The sequence below is a fragment of the Mesorhizobium sp. M8A.F.Ca.ET.208.01.1.1 genome, assembly GCF_004791315.1.
Lineage (GTDB): Bacteria > Pseudomonadota > Alphaproteobacteria > Rhizobiales > Rhizobiaceae > Mesorhizobium.
Genome location: NZ_SRUT01000009.1, coordinates 161,130 through 175,545 on the forward strand (window position 1 = coordinate 161,130; position 14,416 = coordinate 175,545).

15 protein-coding genes and 1 tRNA gene are annotated in these 14,416 nt (G+C 64.9%); 9 read left to right on the top strand and 7 right to left on the bottom strand.

The genetic code is table 11. The features are described from left to right. The first annotated feature begins 10 nt into the window (after positions 1–10). Genes EN851_RS28810 through atzF form a run of 4 tightly spaced genes read left to right on the top strand, consistent with a single transcriptional unit; the run spans position 11 to position 4,368 of the window. A complete protein-coding gene (locus tag EN851_RS28810) occupies positions 11–1,540 on the top strand; it encodes an ABC transporter ATP-binding protein (protein ID WP_135930521.1) in 1,530 nt (509 codons plus the stop codon). Beyond that, positions 1,540–2,208: a cysteine hydrolase gene (locus tag EN851_RS28815; RefSeq protein ID WP_127276916.1), complete on the top strand. Its 669-nt coding sequence runs from the start codon at positions 1,540–1,542 to the stop codon at positions 2,206–2,208. Before EN851_RS28810 ends, EN851_RS28815 begins: the two co-directional genes overlap by 1 nt. Further along, a complete protein-coding gene (locus EN851_RS28820) occupies positions 2,201–2,551 on the top strand; it encodes a cupin domain-containing protein (RefSeq protein ID WP_135930522.1) in 351 nt (116 codons plus the stop codon). Before EN851_RS28815 ends, EN851_RS28820 begins: the two co-directional genes overlap by 8 nt. Beyond that, positions 2,548–4,368 carry an allophanate hydrolase gene (gene atzF, locus EN851_RS28825; RefSeq protein WP_135930523.1) on the top strand — a complete coding sequence of 607 codons (1,821 nt, stop codon included), beginning with the start codon at positions 2,548–2,550 and terminating at the stop codon, positions 4,366–4,368. Before EN851_RS28820 ends, atzF begins: the two co-directional genes overlap by 4 nt. Before the next feature lie 179 nt (positions 4,369–4,547). Here the strand turns inward: atzF and EN851_RS28830 are convergent. Next, a tRNA-Ile gene (locus EN851_RS28830) sits at positions 4,548–4,623 on the bottom strand. A 134-nt stretch (positions 4,624–4,757) separates the two neighbouring features. Between EN851_RS28830 and EN851_RS28835 the strand changes: the two genes are divergently transcribed. Beyond that, complete coding sequence (locus EN851_RS28835) at positions 4,758–5,468, top strand: SIMPL domain-containing protein (RefSeq protein ID WP_135930524.1); 711 nt, start codon at positions 4,758–4,760, stop codon at positions 5,466–5,468. Between the two features lie 202 nt (positions 5,469–5,670). On the opposite strand, the gene EN851_RS28840 is transcribed toward EN851_RS28835, so the two are convergent. Both EN851_RS28840 and EN851_RS28845 read right to left on the bottom strand, forming a co-directional pair. Then, on the bottom strand, positions 5,671–6,030 hold the full coding sequence (locus EN851_RS28840) for a hypothetical protein (RefSeq protein ID WP_127276908.1): 360 nt from the start codon (positions 6,028–6,030) through the stop codon (positions 5,671–5,673). A gap of 249 nt (positions 6,031–6,279) precedes the next feature. Further along, positions 6,280–6,726, bottom strand: a complete 447-nt coding sequence (locus EN851_RS28845; RefSeq protein WP_135930560.1) for a YcgN family cysteine cluster protein — start codon at positions 6,724–6,726, stop codon at positions 6,280–6,282. Between the two features lie 198 nt (positions 6,727–6,924). On the opposite strand from EN851_RS28845, the gene EN851_RS28850 reads away from it, so the two are divergent. The 3 genes from EN851_RS28850 to EN851_RS28860 all read left to right on the top strand — a co-directional run bounded on the left by EN851_RS28850 (position 6,925) and on the right by EN851_RS28860 (position 10,098). Next, a complete protein-coding gene (locus tag EN851_RS28850; protein ID WP_135930525.1) occupies positions 6,925–9,171 on the top strand; it encodes an OmpA family protein in 2,247 nt (748 codons plus the stop codon). A gap of 397 nt (positions 9,172–9,568) precedes the next feature. Next, positions 9,569–9,808, top strand: a complete 240-nt coding sequence (locus tag EN851_RS28855) for a type II toxin-antitoxin system ParD family antitoxin (protein ID WP_245511728.1) — start codon at positions 9,569–9,571, stop codon at positions 9,806–9,808. After that, positions 9,805–10,098, top strand: coding sequence for a type II toxin-antitoxin system RelE/ParE family toxin (locus EN851_RS28860; RefSeq protein ID WP_135930526.1), 294 nt, complete (start codon positions 9,805–9,807; stop codon positions 10,096–10,098). Before EN851_RS28855 ends, EN851_RS28860 begins: the two co-directional genes overlap by 4 nt. On the opposite strand, the gene EN851_RS28865 is transcribed toward EN851_RS28860, so the two are convergent. The 3 genes from EN851_RS28865 to EN851_RS28880 form a co-directional block, all read right to left on the bottom strand. Further along, positions 10,095–10,961 (bottom strand): NAD(P)-dependent oxidoreductase, encoded by an 867-nt coding sequence (locus EN851_RS28865; RefSeq protein ID WP_135930527.1) that lies wholly within the window; start codon positions 10,959–10,961, stop codon positions 10,095–10,097. The two genes, EN851_RS28860 and EN851_RS28865, sit on opposite strands and share 4 nt — an antisense overlap. A 319-nt stretch (positions 10,962–11,280) precedes the next feature. Continuing rightward, the gene (locus EN851_RS28875) at positions 11,281–11,913 is read right to left on the bottom strand and encodes a helix-turn-helix transcriptional regulator (RefSeq protein ID WP_135930528.1); all 633 of its coding nucleotides are present in this window, start codon (positions 11,911–11,913) and stop codon (positions 11,281–11,283) included. A gap of 8 nt (positions 11,914–11,921) precedes the next feature. Continuing rightward, positions 11,922–12,794 (bottom strand): S1C family serine protease, encoded by an 873-nt coding sequence (locus EN851_RS28880; protein ID WP_135930529.1) that lies wholly within the window; start codon positions 12,792–12,794, stop codon positions 11,922–11,924. A 170-nt stretch (positions 12,795–12,964) separates the two neighbouring features. Here EN851_RS28880 and EN851_RS28885 point away from each other — a divergent pair, with 170 nt between their 5' ends. Further along, positions 12,965–13,915 carry a trypsin-like peptidase domain-containing protein gene (locus tag EN851_RS28885; RefSeq protein ID WP_135930530.1) on the top strand — a complete coding sequence of 317 codons (951 nt, stop codon included), beginning with the start codon at positions 12,965–12,967 and terminating at the stop codon, positions 13,913–13,915. Positions 13,916–13,924: 9 nt separating this feature from the next. Here EN851_RS28885 and EN851_RS28890 read toward each other — a convergent pair whose 3' ends face one another. Beyond that, positions 13,925–14,350 carry a VOC family protein gene (locus EN851_RS28890; protein WP_135930531.1) on the bottom strand — a complete coding sequence of 142 codons (426 nt, stop codon included), beginning with the start codon at positions 14,348–14,350 and terminating at the stop codon, positions 13,925–13,927. Positions 14,351–14,416 lie beyond the last annotated feature (66 nt).

The window sequence follows — 14,416 nt, forward strand, 5'->3', positions numbered from 1 at the left end:
GGAGGCCGCGATGAGCGACAGCGTCCGAAAAGCCGTCGGCGTCGAAACCATCGGCATGACCATGCGCTTTGGCGGCTTCACCGCGCTGGACGCCGTGTCGGTGAAAGTGCCGGCAGGTTCCTTTCACGCGCTGCTTGGCGAGAATGGCGCCGGCAAGTCGACGCTGGTCAAATGCATGATGGGTTTTTATCACCCGACATCAGGCGACATGCTGGTCGACGGCCGCGAGGTGGCAATCGCCAGTCCGCGTGACGCTTCGGCGCTTGGGCTCGGCATGGTCTACCAGCATTTCACCCTAGTGCCGTCGCTGACAGGGGCGGAAAACCTCGTCATCTCGCGCGAGAAGGTTCCTGGCATCATCGACTGGCGCAAGGAGCGCAGCGACCTTGCCGTGTTCATGGAGCGCATGCCGTTCAAGCTGCCGCTCGACGTCAAGGTGGCGGAGCTTGCTGCTGGCGAAAAGCAGAAGCTCGAAATCATCAAGCAGCTTTATCTTGGCCGCTCATTCCTGGTGCTGGACGAGCCAACCTCGGTGCTGACGCCCGGCGAGGCGCAAGAGGTGCTGGGGCTTGTGCGCGACATGACGAAAGCCGGCGACCTCACCGTGCTGATGATCTCGCACAAATTCCATGAGGTGACCGCCTTCGCCAACGATGTCAGCGTGCTGCGCAAGGGCAAGCTGACGGGAACCGGCCGCGTCGCCAACCTGGACCATAAGGCGATGGCCGCGATGATGATCGGCGACCAGCCGATCGCCGCCCTCGACAGCCGTGCGGCGCCAAAACCGGATGCCGAGATCGTGCTGAAGGTCAGATCGCTGAAGGCGCCTGACCGCACCGGGCTGAAGTCGATCCGTATCGAGGATCTCGGTGTGCGATCGGGCGAGATCGTCGGCATCGCCGGTATTTCCGGCAACGGCCAGAAGGAATTTCTGGAAGTGCTGGCCGGTCAGCGTCCGCGCGAGGCCGGCGAGGTGCTGGTGCGCGGCGCCACCTACGCAGCGACGCGGGCCGAGGCGCGCGCGCTCAATGTCCGGCTCATTCCCGAGGAGCCGCTGAAGAATGCTTGCGCGCCGAAAATGACCGTGGCCGAGAACATCTCCTTTCGCACCTTCGACATGGACGGCAATGGCAGACCGGTGAGCTGGATCAATGCCAGTGCGATCCGTGCTTTCAGCGCCAGGCTAGTCGAACAGTTCAAGGTCAAGACCGCATCGCTGTCGTCGCCCATCGCCTCGCTGTCAGGCGGCAATGTGCAGCGCGCGGTGCTGGCGCGCGAACTGACCGGCGGGGTCGATCTGCTGATTGTTTCCAATCCCTGCTTCGGCCTCGACTTCTCGGCCGTGGCCGAAATCCGCGCCCGCATCATGAAGGCGCGCAATGCGGGTGCTGCCGTGTTGCTGATCTCGGAGGACCTCGACGAACTGCTGGAACTGTCGGACCGCATCTTCGTCATGTCGGACGGCGCGCTGGTCTACGAAACGCCGATCGCGCAGGCGAGCGTGCAGACCATCGGCGAACATATGGCGGGACATCATTGATGGCTGAAATCGATGCGCAGCCGTTTGCATTTGCATTCAAGTCCGACACGATGGCGCTGGTGGTCATCGACATGCAGCGCGATTTCGCCGAGCCGGGCGGCTTCGGCGCCAGCCTCGGCAACGATGTCAGCCGGGTCACCGCGATCGTGCCGACGGTGAAGAGACTGATCGAGGGGTTCCGCGCCGCCGGCCTGCCGGTGATCCACACCATGGAGTGCCACAGGGCGGACCTCTCCGACCTGCCGCCGGCCAAGCGCGACCGCGGCAATCCGTCGATCCGAATCGGCGATGTCGGGCCGATGGGCCGCGTGCTGATCGTCGGCGAACCGGGTACGGCGATCCTCGACGAGCTGGCGCCGCTGCCCGGCGAGGTCGTCATCGAGAAGCCGGGCAAAGGCGCCTTCTACGCGACCAGTCTTGATGAGGAACTGAAGCGGCTCGGCGCGCGGCAACTGGTTTTCGCCGGCGTCACCACCGAGGTCTGTGTGCAGACGACGATGCGCGAGGCCAACGATCGCGGTTATGAGTGCCTGCTCGCCGAAGACGCGACGGAAAGTTATTTCCCGGAGTTCAAGGCGGCGGCCATCGCCATGATCCGCGCGCAGGGCGCCATCGTCGGTTGGACGGCGACGACCGATCAGGTGCTGCAGGGACTTGCCGATGGCTAATCTGAGTTTTGCCGGCCTGATCGATGGCGGCTGGCGCGGGCTGGCGTTCGAGCCTTTTCGCGAAGGCATCACGGTGCACTGGCTGCTCAAGGGCGGACCAGTCGAACCCTCGGTCGCAATCTTGAAATACCAGTCCGGGGCGGCCGTGCCCCGCCACCGCCATGTCGGGCTCGAAACCATCGTCGTGCTCGAGGGCACGCAGAGCGACGAGAATGGCAATTATCAGGCCGGCAGCGTCGTCCTGAATCCGGTGGGGACCGAGCATTCGGTGTGGACCAAGGACGGCTGCGTCGTGCTGATCCAGTGGGACCTGCCCGTGATTATTCTGGGAGAGGCCACATGAACGAGATCCGCTTCGACATCGGCGGCCTGCACGCCGCCTATGCGGCCGGCGTCAGCGTTGCTGACATGGTCGATACAGTCCACGCCCGCATCGAGGCGGCTGACGATCCCGGCATCTTCATTCATCTCGCCGCCAAGGCGGAGATGCTGGCGCAGGCGCAAAAGCTCGGACCGTTCGATCCGGTGGCCAAGCCTCTGTGGGGCGTGCCGTTCGCGGTCAAGGACAACATCGATGTCGCCGGCATGCCGACAACCGCCGCCTGCGCCGAATATGCCTACATACCAGACAAGGACGCAACCGTGGTGGCGCGGCTGAAGGCTGCCGGGGCGCTGGTGGTCGGCAAGACCAATCTCGACCAGTTCGCCACCGGTCTGGTCGGTGTGCGCACGCCCTATCCGATCCCGAGGAACGCTGTCGATGCCAGCCTGGTGCCCGGCGGCTCCTCTTCGGGATCCGCCGTTGCGACGGCGCGCGGCATCGTCTCCTTCGCGCTAGGCACCGACACGGCCGGGTCCGGCCGCATCCCCGCCGGTCTCAACAACATCGTCGGGCTGAAGCCGACGGTCGGCGCGCTTTCGGGCGCCGGCGTTGTGCCAGCCTGCCGTACGCTCGACTGCATCTCGGTATTCGCGCTCACCGTAGACGATGCCTACGCAGTGTACGGCGTGGCGGCGGCCAAGGACCCGGCCGATGCCTATTCGCGCGCCATCAAGGTGCCGGCGCTTGCCGCTCGCCCACCCGTGCTGACGGTCGGCGTGCCGCAGAAGGCGGATTTGAAATTCTTCGGCGACGCATCGATGCAGACGGGCTTTGAGGCGGCGCTTGGCTTGCTGGAAAAGCTTGGTTGTCGGCTGGTCGAAATTCCGTTCGCCGATTTCTACGCCACCGCAAATCTTCTCTATGAAGGAGCCTGGGTTGCCGAACGCTACGCGGCGATCCGCGACTTCATGGACGCCAACGAAGCCGCAATGCATCCGGTAACGCGCAAAATCATTGGCGGCGCGCGCGGCCTGTCAGCGGCCGATGCCTTCAACGGCCTCTATGCGCTTCAGGCCTACAAGGCCAAGCTCGCCCCGATCATCGCCTCTGTCGACCTTTTCTGTGTGCCGACGGCACCAACGCATTACGCTCTCCAGGCGGTGCTTGCCGATCCGATCACCACCAACAGTCGGCTCGGTACCTACACAAATTTCGTCAATCTGCTCGATATGTGCGGCATCGCCGTGCCGACCGGCAAGCGCGACGATGGGCTGCCGATGAGCGTGACCCTGCTGGGTATGGTGGGCAAGGATTGGCTCACGGCGTCGCTCGCGCGCGACGTTCATGCCATGAGCGCTCTTCCGCTCGGCGCGACCGGCTGGGCGCAGCCGGGGAGTGCCTTGCCTGGCAACGTTGCACAGGACCAGACGATTGATCTGGTGGTGGTCGGCGCGCATCTGTCGGGGATGCCGCTCAACGGTCAGCTAAGGGACCTAGGCGCCCAATTCTCGAGAGTAACGAAAACCACACCTGCCTACCGGCTCTACGCGCTTGCCGGCCAATCCGTGCCCAAGCCGGGCCTTGTCCGGGTCTCCAGGGATGGAATGCGAATAGACGTCGAGGTCTGGCGGCTGGGTCCGGAGGCGTTCGGACGATTCGTCGCCGCCATCCCCCCACCGCTGGGCGTAGGAACGATCGAACTCGAGGATGGCAGCGCAGCCAAGGGGTTTTTGGTGGAAACCGCCGGCCTGACTGACGCCGCCGATATCTCCGCCTATGGCGGGTGGCGCAGTTTTGTAAGACGCGACCAAGAAAGGGCCAACATTCTCGCGACCTAGAAACGCAGTCTCCGACGATGTCTGCTTCAGGAAACGGCGAAGGTGAACTTAATGACCAAGCGATTCCGAGATCGCAAGGAAAATCGCCGGGGGTAGTTCTGGTCAGGAAGAGGGGTTCGAGTCCACGTTGTGGCCGCCTCTGAAATATATATCAAAATCAACTACTTGAGTGAGACTTTTGGTGGGCCCGGAGGGACTCGAACCCCCAACCAAGCGGTTATGAGCCGCCGGCTCTAACCATTGAGCTACAGGCCCCACGCGGGCTGGATTAATGTTTTTCGCATCGCCGCACAAGCCTTTACCGGCGGGCTTTCGCAGATCGCCCAAATCAACCCATAATCGCGCTCTACGCGACCCTTGCGACCTGATCGCAGACCAAGGAGATTTTCATGACCAGACATCTTTTGCCACTCGCGCTCGCCGTTGCAATCGCTTTTCCGGCGATGGCTGGAGCCACCGATCTGCCGACGCCGCCCCGCATCATCGTGTCCGGCGAGGGCGAAGCAACCGTAGCCCCCGATCTGGCGATCCTGACGCTCAGCGTCATGCGCGAAGCCAAGACGGCGCGCGCCGCGCTCGACGCCAACAATGACGCCATGGCCGCCGTGATCGCCGCGATGAAGGCCGCCGGCATCAAGGATCGCGACCTGCAGACCGCGGGCATCCAGATCAACCCCCGCTACAACTTCACCAACAAGCCCGACGGCAGCCAGGAGGCCGAACTCGTCGCCTATCAGGTGACCAACACGCTTTCGGTGCGCGTGCGCGACGTCGACAAGACAGGCGAAATCCTCGACAAGGCGGTGTCGCTCGGCGTCAACCAGGGCGGCGGCATCGCCTTCACCAATGACAATCCGGCGGCCACCGTCACCGAGGCGCGCAAGAAGGCTGTCGCCGACGCCACGGCCAAGGCCAGGACGCTGGCCGAGGCGGCCGGCGTCAGCCTCGGCCGGGTGCTCGAGATCACGGATCAGAACATCAGGCCGGCGCCGATGCCGATCAACGCCAAGGCCTTCGACGCCGCGGCCGGGGCAGCGCCGGTGCAGGCCGGCGAGAACGCCTACAATGTCCAGGTCACCGTTACCTTCGAACTGAAGTAACCGGGTTGAGTGGATGGCCGGTCCTGCCGGCCATCGTCCGTCCCTTGGCCCGCATGAAAAACCCCGCGGGATCGCTCCCGCGGGGTTTTTTCGAGCCGCATCCGCCCAATGGGACAGGGGCTCCGCTAGTCCAGACCGACCTTCATGGAAGGTCGTGTCTCCAGGCTGGTCTTCGCAGAAGATCAGCCTCCAGGCCTAAGCCTCAGCGATAGATGACCGGGCAACCGCGCTCGTTGGCGAACACGATGACGACACGGTCGCCGTCCTGACGGCCCATCACCTTGACCACGCGACGGTTGGCATCGACGATGCGGGCTCGGTAGAGGCCCATGCGCTCGGCCTTGTCGAGCGCGCGATCCGGCGAGCAGCCGCGGCGCCAGCCGTCGCGGCGCCAGTCGTCGCGGCGATGCCGATAGCCGTCGTCGCCGGCATAGACGCCGAAGCGCGGATCCTGGTTGTTGCCGAAGCCGAGATAGAGGCTGTCGGCATGGGCGGGGATGGCCGTCAGCGCGCCGAGGCCGACCAGAGCCGAAAGCGCTGCCGTCTTGATGGTGGTGTACATGGTTCTCTCTCCTTGTTGCGGGCTTGCGCCCGTCCTCGTGAAACCGATGGCGGGAGAATGCACTGGCCTGCCTGAACTGTTTACGAACTGCCCGTTCATCTGCGGTTCATCTGGCGCCGGCGGGGCAAAGCCCCGGTCATTTGCAAATCCCTCGCCGGCCAAATCCCTTGCCGGCATTCAACAATATCCGCGCCAAACGCCTCCCTCGTCCTTGTTCCCGACAGGCAAACTCCTGCCGATGTCCGCGCGTCAGGGCTCGTCGTCGAGCATATAGTCAAAATAGTCTTCCGCCTCGGCAAGGTCGGTCTCGCTGGCCTTGACCCGGCCGCGCATCGAGATGCCGGCCTCGTGTACGGTCTCGGCACTGCCCGATACCAACCGGTGCCACCAGTAGAGGTCGCGGCCCTCGGCCACCAGCCGGTAGGCGCAGGTGCTGGGCAGCCAGCTGATGGTGCGCACATTCTGCGGCGTCAACCCGACGCAATCGGGAACGCGCGCCAGTCGGTTGGCATAGTCGGCACAGCGGCAGCTTTCGGCGTCGAACAGCCGGCAGCCGACGCTGGTCCAGTAGATTTCGCCGGTGTCTTCGTCCTCGAGCTTCGACAGGCAGCACTTGCCGCAGCCGTCGCAGAGCGATTCCCACTCCGTGGGGCTCATCTCTTCCAGCGTCTTGGTTTTCCAGAACGGCGTTTCCATATCCGGCATGTGGCCCCAGCCGCCGCCGAGGTCAAGCGCTGCAAGAGCGGGAAATGGCGCGGTAACTCGTTCGAATGACACGAATTTGCCTTCAAAAGGCCGGCCAATAGCCCCGTACGGCCCCTAACGATGCGCCGCTGGAACCAATTTCGTTAAAAGCGGTTTCGGCAAGGATGGGACCCCACAAGGAGAATTTCGATGAAACGCCAACCACGGATTCTGGCAGGCACAGCCCTTGGCCTGTTGATGGCATCCGCGCCGTTAGGCGCGTCCCCGCTCGAGGGGACAGCCGCGTTCGGCCCCATGCAGCGCGGCGCGACACCGCTGATCATCCTGGCGCAGGACACGCCCACCGATCAGGGGCAGAGCGACCAGGAACAGCTGCGCAAGAAGAAGCGCGAGCAGCAGCAGCAGCAGACGGAGTCCGCTCCCGCCGCCGAGAAGCCCGCCCCCGCGGCCGAAGAACAGCAGCCGCGCAAGAAGAAGCGCGACCAGCAGCAGCAGGCTGAGCAGGCACCGGCCGGCGAGGCAGCGCCCGCCACCGACGAGCAGCAGCCGCGCAGGAAGAAGCGCGACCAGCAGCAGCAGGCCGAGCAAGCGCCCGCCGGCGAGGCAGCGCCCGCCACCGACGAGCAGCAGCCGCGCAGGAAGAAGCGCGACCAGCAGCAGCAGGCCGAGCAGGCGCCCGCCGGCGAGGCAGCGCCCGCCACCGACGAGCAGCAGCCGCGCAGGAAGAAGCGCGACCAGCAGCAGCAGACCCAACAGGCGCCCGCCGGCGAGGCAGCGCCCGCCACCGACGAGCAGCAGCCGCGCAAGAAGAAGCGCGACCAGCAGCAGCAGACCGAACAGGCGCCCGCCGGCGAGGCCGCGCCCGCCAACGACAACCAGCCGGTCAAGCCCGGCAGGAAACACAAGCAGGATCAGCAGAAAGAGGCGCCGGCCGCCGTGCCGGAGACCGCCCCGACGCCCAAGGAAGCTCCTGCCGGCGAAGCGACGCCGAAGGTTGAACCGGCCCCCGCCGGCGAGCAGCCTGCCGCCCAGGGCGAGCAGTCGCAGGACAAGACGAAGAAACACGGCAGGAAACCGGCTGGCGAACCGCCGGCGACCGGTGAGCAGCCTGCGACCGGCGAACAGCCGCTGACCGGCAAACAGCCCGCCACCGGCGAACAGCCGGCGACGGGAGAGCAGCCCGCCACCAGCGGGAAGGCCGCGCCTGTCCAGGGCGAAAACCCCGTTCAGGGGGAAGCACCCGCCGACAAGAACGCCGCCCCCATCCTCGACAGCCAGAAGGATGCCAAGCGCAAGGGTCGCGGCGAGAATGGCCAGGGCGGCCGCAAGCCCGCCAACCAGAATGGCGAAGAGCAGAATGGTGGGCAGCAAAATGGCGGGCAGAATGCCCAGCAGGGCGGTGACCAGGGCCGCAAGCCGGTAGTGGCGCCGGTGGATCAGGGTCCGCCCCCAACGGACGATAGGACCGCCCAGGAGGCGATCAAGCCCGAAAAGATCGCGCCTGTGACTCAGGAGCAGGGCAAGCGCCTCGAGCGCGCGCCTGACGAGGACATTCGTGATCGCCGCCGGCCCGAGGGCGTCGACGTGCTCAAGGAGATCGGTGACCGGGTCATCATCCAGTTCAACGATCAGACGTTCGTCCAGAGCAATGATCGCCCACGCCTGACCCGCGGCGCCAAGGACGTCTACTACGAGGACCTGCCGCAGGGCCGCACGCGCGAGACGGTCGAGCGCGACAATGGCTTCCGGATCGTCACCATCCGCAACCGCTACGGCGACATTCTGCAGCGGTCGCGCATCGCGCCCGACGGTCGCGAATATGTGCTGAGCTATGTCGACGAGCGCAGCTACCAGGACGAAAACGACTGGCGCGATCCCGGCGATGACCTGCCGCCGATGCGGCTGACCATCCCGCGCCGGGATTACATTCTCGATTCCGAGGATGTCGAAAGCGACGACGACTATTATACCTTCCTCGAACAGCCGCCGGTGGAGAAGGTGCAGCGCCTCTATTCGATCAACGAGGTCAAGCGTTCGGCCCGCGTGCGTGACATTGCTCGGCGCATTGACCTCGACACGCTGAACTTCGAATTCGGCTCTTCTTCGATCTCCGACACCGAGGTGCAGAAACTGGAGGGCGTCGCCAACGCCATGGAGAAACTGCTGAAGAAGAACCCAGCCGAGACCTTCCTGATCGAGGGCCATACCGACGCCGTCGGAACGCCGGAGGCGAACCTTGCACTGTCGGATCGCCGTGCCGAAGCGGTTGCGGAAGCGCTGACCAATGCCTTCGGCATCCCGCCCGAGAATCTGACGACACAGGGTTATGGCGAGGAGTATCTGAAGGTCGACACCTCGGCGCCCAACCGCGAGAACAGGCGCGTCGCCATCCGTCGCATCACCTCGCTGGTGGCGCCGGTGGCGAGCAACAATTGACCTGCGTTTCCAGCGCCTTGCGGTGATTTCTGGAATCAGGTCGGCAATAGCAGCTCATCCCGGTCACCGGGATGGGCTGGAACTGGCAGCAGCGCTGCCGGGTCAACAAGAATTGTACAGCCCTTGGAGCCGGCTCATTGAATCACCGGGCTTCGCACCCCAGATTCTGCACTGGGCGTTCCCTGCCCCGTCCCGACTCCAGCGGGACGCATCGAGCCCCGCCGGCCCTCTCCGGCGGGGTTTTTTGCTTCAAGCCCATCTAACGATGGTCTGGTGGCCGAATACGCTGCCAACGCCGGCTGAGGGGCCTGAGCAAGGCAGGCGTGAATGAGAGACCGCGCTCCAATGCTTGTCAACTTTCCGACGAATTGATACCATCTATTGGTATCGGAGATTGATGATGCCCAAGAACACGTCCATCACATTGGGTGATCAGTACGACGCCTTTATCCAGCGACAGATCGCGAGCGGCCGCTTCGGCTCAGCCAGCGAAGCCGTTCGCGCAGGCCTGCGTCTTTTGGAAGAACAGGAACTGAAGCTTGAGCAGCTTCGGGCTGCTATTGATGAGGGGGACAAGTCTGGCGATCCCGAGCCATTCGACATCGAGGCTTTTCTCAAGTCCAAGAAACACCGGTGAAGCGGACCGTCCGGTTTTCGCCGAAGGCGAAAGCAGACCTGGACGCCATATGGGACCATTCCTTAGGTGAATGGGGCGCGGAGCGAGCGGAGGCGTATATCCGCACCATCCACTCCGTGGTCAAACTTATAGATCAATTCCCAACGATCGCGAGAAGCGCCTCGAATATCCGGTCGGATTTGTTGAAGTATGCCGTCGGGTCACACGTGGTGTTTCTGCGAATGGGCCAGGGATCCATCAACGTCGTACGCATTTTGCATCAGCGCATGGACTATCCCAGGCATTTCTAGAAGGCTGTCCTGATCTTCGTATCGGAATTCGCAAACACCTCGTCCGGCACAAAGAAATCTCCCGCCAGCGGTCCGGTAGCCCCGGGCGCATAGACCGAGAAATCGTTGACGCCCTCGGCGCGCAGCACCTCCTCGTCGATGTAGAAATTGCCTGTTGCCTCGCGCGACGGCCGCATGAAGATCGCATGCGCGGCGTCGGCCATGATATCGGGCGAGCGGCTCATCGCCGCCACGGTCGCCCCGCCCAGGAGATTGCGCACCGCCGCCGTGTCGATGGTCGAGATCGGCCACAGCGAATTGACCGCGATGCCATCCCTGGCGAATTCCGCGCTCATGCCCAACGTGCACATCGACATGCCGAACTTGGCCATGGTGTAGGCGACGTGGCTCTTGAACCATTTCGCCTTCATGTCGAGCGGCGGCGCCAGATTCAGGATGTGAGGGTTTTTAGCCAACTTCAGGTGCGGAATGCACATTTTGGACACGAGGAAGGTGCCGCGCGCGTTGATCTGATGCATCAGATCATAGCGCTTCATGTCGGTTTCCAGCGTGCCGGTGAGCTGGATGGCACTGGCATTGTTGACGCAGATATCGATGCCGCCGAATTTCTCGACGGTTTTGGCGACCGCGTCGGCCACCTGCGCTTCCTCGCGAATGTCGCACAGCACCGGGAGCGCCTTGCCGCCCGCCTGCTCGATCTCTTGCGCCGCGCTGTAAATCGTGCCCGGCAGCTTCGGATGCGGCTCGGCGGTCTTGGCCGCGATCGTCACATTGGCGCCATCGCGCGCGGCGCGCAGCGCGATCGCCAGCCCAATGCCGCGCGACCCGCCGGAGATAAACAGCGTCTTTCCCTCGAGCGACATATTCTTCGCCTCCCTGCAACTTTTCGTCGGCGCGATCCTTGCCCGCGGCGAACCCGGATACAAGAGGCTGGAGGGGGGACTGATGATGACGCTACGGAGGGTCCGTCTAGCATGGTGGAGCGGCTCCTCATTGCCCTGCCGGGCATTTCTCCCCGCATAGTGACGGCGACAAAGATGCCGTGGTCGCCGCCTTCGCCATCATTGACGTTGCAAAGAATAGCGCCGAGGTGGCTGCCAATTCCCTTCTCCCCGTCACTATACGGGGAGAAGGTGCCGGCAGGCGGATGAGGGGCAGCGCTGGCCTTGGTGATGATTACCGCTAAACCAGCACCAGCCCCTGACGCATCGCAATGGCGATGGCATCCGTACGATTGGCGGCGCCGAGCTTGATCAGGATCGCGGCGACATGGAACTTCGCCGTGTGCACGGAAATGTTGAGCCGCCGCGCGATCACCTTGTTGGGCGCCCCTTCGGCAAGCAGCGCCAGCACTTCCGCCTCGCGTGGCGACAGCGCTGGCCGGGCGGCGTGCTCGTCCAAAACTTCATCCTCGAACGGCTCGCCTGCGTGGAAATCCTCGCGATGTCCGGGCGCGCGGCCATTGCCCGATATGCTGTAGCCAGCGGCGGCCAACCGCGCCGCCGCGGCGATCAGCAGGTCGTCCGCGCCGGCGGGCATGACGGCAAACACTTCGCCGGCAGGCCGCTCTGCGCTGGCACGCGCCGAGAGCAGCACCCGTGGCACCGAGGCCGGCACGGCATCACCGCTCCTGTCGTCGACGACCGCAACGTCGGCCCTGCCGCCGCCAACGACCATCGGCAACAGGTCGTCGCTGGCGGCAAGCGATGCCGCCAGGCGCTCGGCGCGCCCGGCATCGGCAAGCGCAATCAGCACTACCAGCCGCCGCGAAGCCGCGCTGTCGGTCTCGATCCGGTCGCTGGCGAGTGTTTCCATCGATCCTCTCAGCTCAGCGGCTTTTCGCCGATGGTCAGCGCGACGTCGCGCTGCTCGCCGCCGCGCACGACACCCAACGTCACCGAAGCGCCCGCGCTGTCGGGCCCGAGCCGGCGGATAAGGTCGCGCGGACCATGCACGGCCTCGCCGTTCCACGCCACGATGATGTCACCGAGCGAGAGGCCGGCGGCCTTGGCCGGGCCATTGTCGTCGAGGCTCATCACCATTGCGCCATGCGCGTCGCGGTCGCGAACCGGATGCAGGCCGGCGCCGAGATAGCCGCGCGCGACATGGCCCTTTTCGCGCAAGGTGGCGACGGCCCGTTCGATCGTCTCGTACGGCATGACCAGCGCGCGCCCGCGCGGCCCGAACAGCAGCATGCCGATCAGCGCGCCCTTGGCGTCGAGCACCGGGCCGCCCTCGAAGCGGCCGCCGGCGCCGACGGCCAGATTGATGCGCCGGTCGATGGCGCCGCCGCGCATCGAGCGCCAGGCCGGACCAACCTCGCCGACCGAGCCGGACACAGCCAGTGCCGAACCCTGGCTGTTGCCGATGGCAATGGCGATGTTGCCCGGCCGAACGGCATCGGCCTTGGCAAGGGCAGGCGCGTTGGCCGCATCCGCCGGCTTCATCAGGGCGACGCCCGTCGAAGGATCGCGACCGACCAGCTCGGCCTTCACTGTCTCGCCCGAAGCCAGCGTCAGTTCGATCTCCTCGCCGGCCTCGACGGCTTCCTCGGCGGTGACGAAATAACCGTCCCTCCAATGGAAGGCACTGGCCGTGCGGTGATGATGGGTGGTGAAGCTCGCCGTTGCGGGGGCGGCCTTGGCGGCCAGATCGGCGATGGCGTCTGAAAACGCGCTCAGATTGAAGTCGCTCATAAGGGTCTCCTGGGTTTCTTGCATGTCCCAGATATCGCTCGACGGCGCGCCTGCAGGTACTCGCCTGACGGCTAGTTACGGGTTCGACTGGCCATCTGGTCAGGTCGCGGCGGTTCGGGCCGCTCCGCACATATAGTCACGAAAAAGCCTGAAAACACGGAACCCAACCGATGGCCCTCGCCGCCCCCAAAATCCGATCCGATGACACCTTGCTCGATGCCTATTCCGAAACAGTAGCCGACGCCGTCGACCGCATCGGCCCGGCGGTCTGCCGCATCGAGCGCATCGGCGGCCCGGGCGGCCATGGCTCGGGCTTCGTCATCGCGCCGGACGGCTTGGTCGTCACCAATTTCCATGTCGTCGGCGATGCCAAGACGGTGCGCGTTTCGATGCCGGACGGCGCCTCCAGCGAGGGCCGCGTGCTCGGCCGCGATCCCGATACCGACATCGCCCTGGTGCGCGCCGACGGCAGCTTCGCCGATGTGGCGCCGCTCGGCGATTCCAAGCGGCTGCGGCGCGGCCAGATCGCGATTGCCATCGGCAATCCGCTCGGCTTCGAGTGGACGGTCACCTCTGGCGTCGTCTCGGCGCTCGGCCGCTCGATGCGCGCTTCGACCGGCAGGCTGATCGACGACGTCATCCAGACCGATGCGGCGCTCAACCCCGGCAATTCCGGTGGGCCGCTGGTGTCGTCGGCGGGCGAAGTGATCGGCGTCAACACCGCCATGATCCACGGCGCGCAAGGCATTGCCTTCGCCGTCGCCTCCAACACCGCCAGGTTCGTCATCTCCGAGATCATCCGCTTCGGCCGCGTGCGCCGCGCCTTCATCGGCATCTCCGCCGACACCGTCAATTTGCCGCGCCGCGCAGCACTCTTGTCGCAGGTGTCGACCAGCACGGCCGTACGGCTGCGCAGCGTCGAGAAGGACGGCCCGGCGGCCAAGGCGGGTCTCAAGGAAGGCGACATCATCGCCGCCATTGACGGACGACCGGTCACCGGCGTCGACGACCTCGTGCGCATGCTCGACGCCGAGCGCATCGGCCGCGAGACGCTGTGCACCGTGGTGCGCCGCACCGGCGTCAGCCAGGTGGCGGTGACACCGGTGGCAAGGGCGAGCTGAGGCGGCCGCTCAAGCCCCCGCCGCGCCTTCCGCATACTGCGCCAGGAACTCCTCGCTGGGCGGGATCGGCTTGATGACGTCGATCAGCACGCCGTTGGGGTCTTTGGTGATGAAGTGGCGCTGGCCGAAAGGCTCGTCGCGCAGCGTGCGCAGGATCGGCAGGCCGGCAGCAAGGATCCGCTCATAGACCGCATCGGGATCCCTGACCTCGAAATTGATCAGCAGGCCCGAGGTCCGCCCTCGCCCCTCCTCCGGGACCGTCTCGTGGTCGCCCCGGACGATGCCGAGGTTCACCCTGCTGTTGTCCACCGATCGCAGGTGCACGTACCAGTCGCTCGTAAACAGGGCCCGGAAGTCGAAATGCTCGACATAGAAGGCCGCCGTGCCGGCGACATCGCCGGTCATCAGCACCGGATAGTAGCTCGTCGTCTTCATCTTTCCTTCTCCCGTCAATTAACATACAGTCTGCATGTAAAGTGGATTAACATACAGGCTGCATGT

Coding starts and splice junctions, on each gene's coding strand:
- EN851_RS28875 (WP_135930528.1), bottom strand. CDS start 11,913: ATGGAAACACTCGCCAGCGACCGGATCGAGACCGACAGCGCGGCTTCG.
- EN851_RS28810 (WP_135930521.1), top strand. CDS start 11: ATGAGCGACAGCGTCCGAAAAGCCGTCGGCGTCGAAACCATCGGCATG.
- EN851_RS28845 (WP_135930560.1), bottom strand. CDS start 6,726: ATGGAAACGCCGTTCTGGAAAACCAAGACGCTGGAAGAGATGAGCCCC.
- EN851_RS28835 (WP_135930524.1), top strand. CDS start 4,758: ATGACCAGACATCTTTTGCCACTCGCGCTCGCCGTTGCAATCGCTTTT.
- atzF (WP_135930523.1), top strand. CDS start 2,548: ATGAACGAGATCCGCTTCGACATCGGCGGCCTGCACGCCGCCTATGCG.
- EN851_RS28815 (WP_127276916.1), top strand. CDS start 1,540: ATGGCTGAAATCGATGCGCAGCCGTTTGCATTTGCATTCAAGTCCGAC.
- EN851_RS28855 (WP_245511728.1), top strand. CDS start 9,569: ATGATGCCCAAGAACACGTCCATCACATTGGGTGATCAGTACGACGCC.
- EN851_RS28885 (WP_135930530.1), top strand. CDS start 12,965: ATGGCCCTCGCCGCCCCCAAAATCCGATCCGATGACACCTTGCTCGAT.
- EN851_RS28890 (WP_135930531.1), bottom strand. CDS start 14,350: ATGAAGACGACGAGCTACTATCCGGTGCTGATGACCGGCGATGTCGCC.
- EN851_RS28820 (WP_135930522.1), top strand. CDS start 2,201: ATGGCTAATCTGAGTTTTGCCGGCCTGATCGATGGCGGCTGGCGCGGG.
- EN851_RS28840 (WP_127276908.1), bottom strand. CDS start 6,030: ATGTACACCACCATCAAGACGGCAGCGCTTTCGGCTCTGGTCGGCCTC.
- EN851_RS28850 (WP_135930525.1), top strand. CDS start 6,925: ATGAAACGCCAACCACGGATTCTGGCAGGCACAGCCCTTGGCCTGTTG.
- EN851_RS28880 (WP_135930529.1), bottom strand. CDS start 12,794: ATGAGCGACTTCAATCTGAGCGCGTTTTCAGACGCCATCGCCGATCTG.
- EN851_RS28865 (WP_135930527.1), bottom strand. CDS start 10,961: ATGTCGCTCGAGGGAAAGACGCTGTTTATCTCCGGCGGGTCGCGCGGC.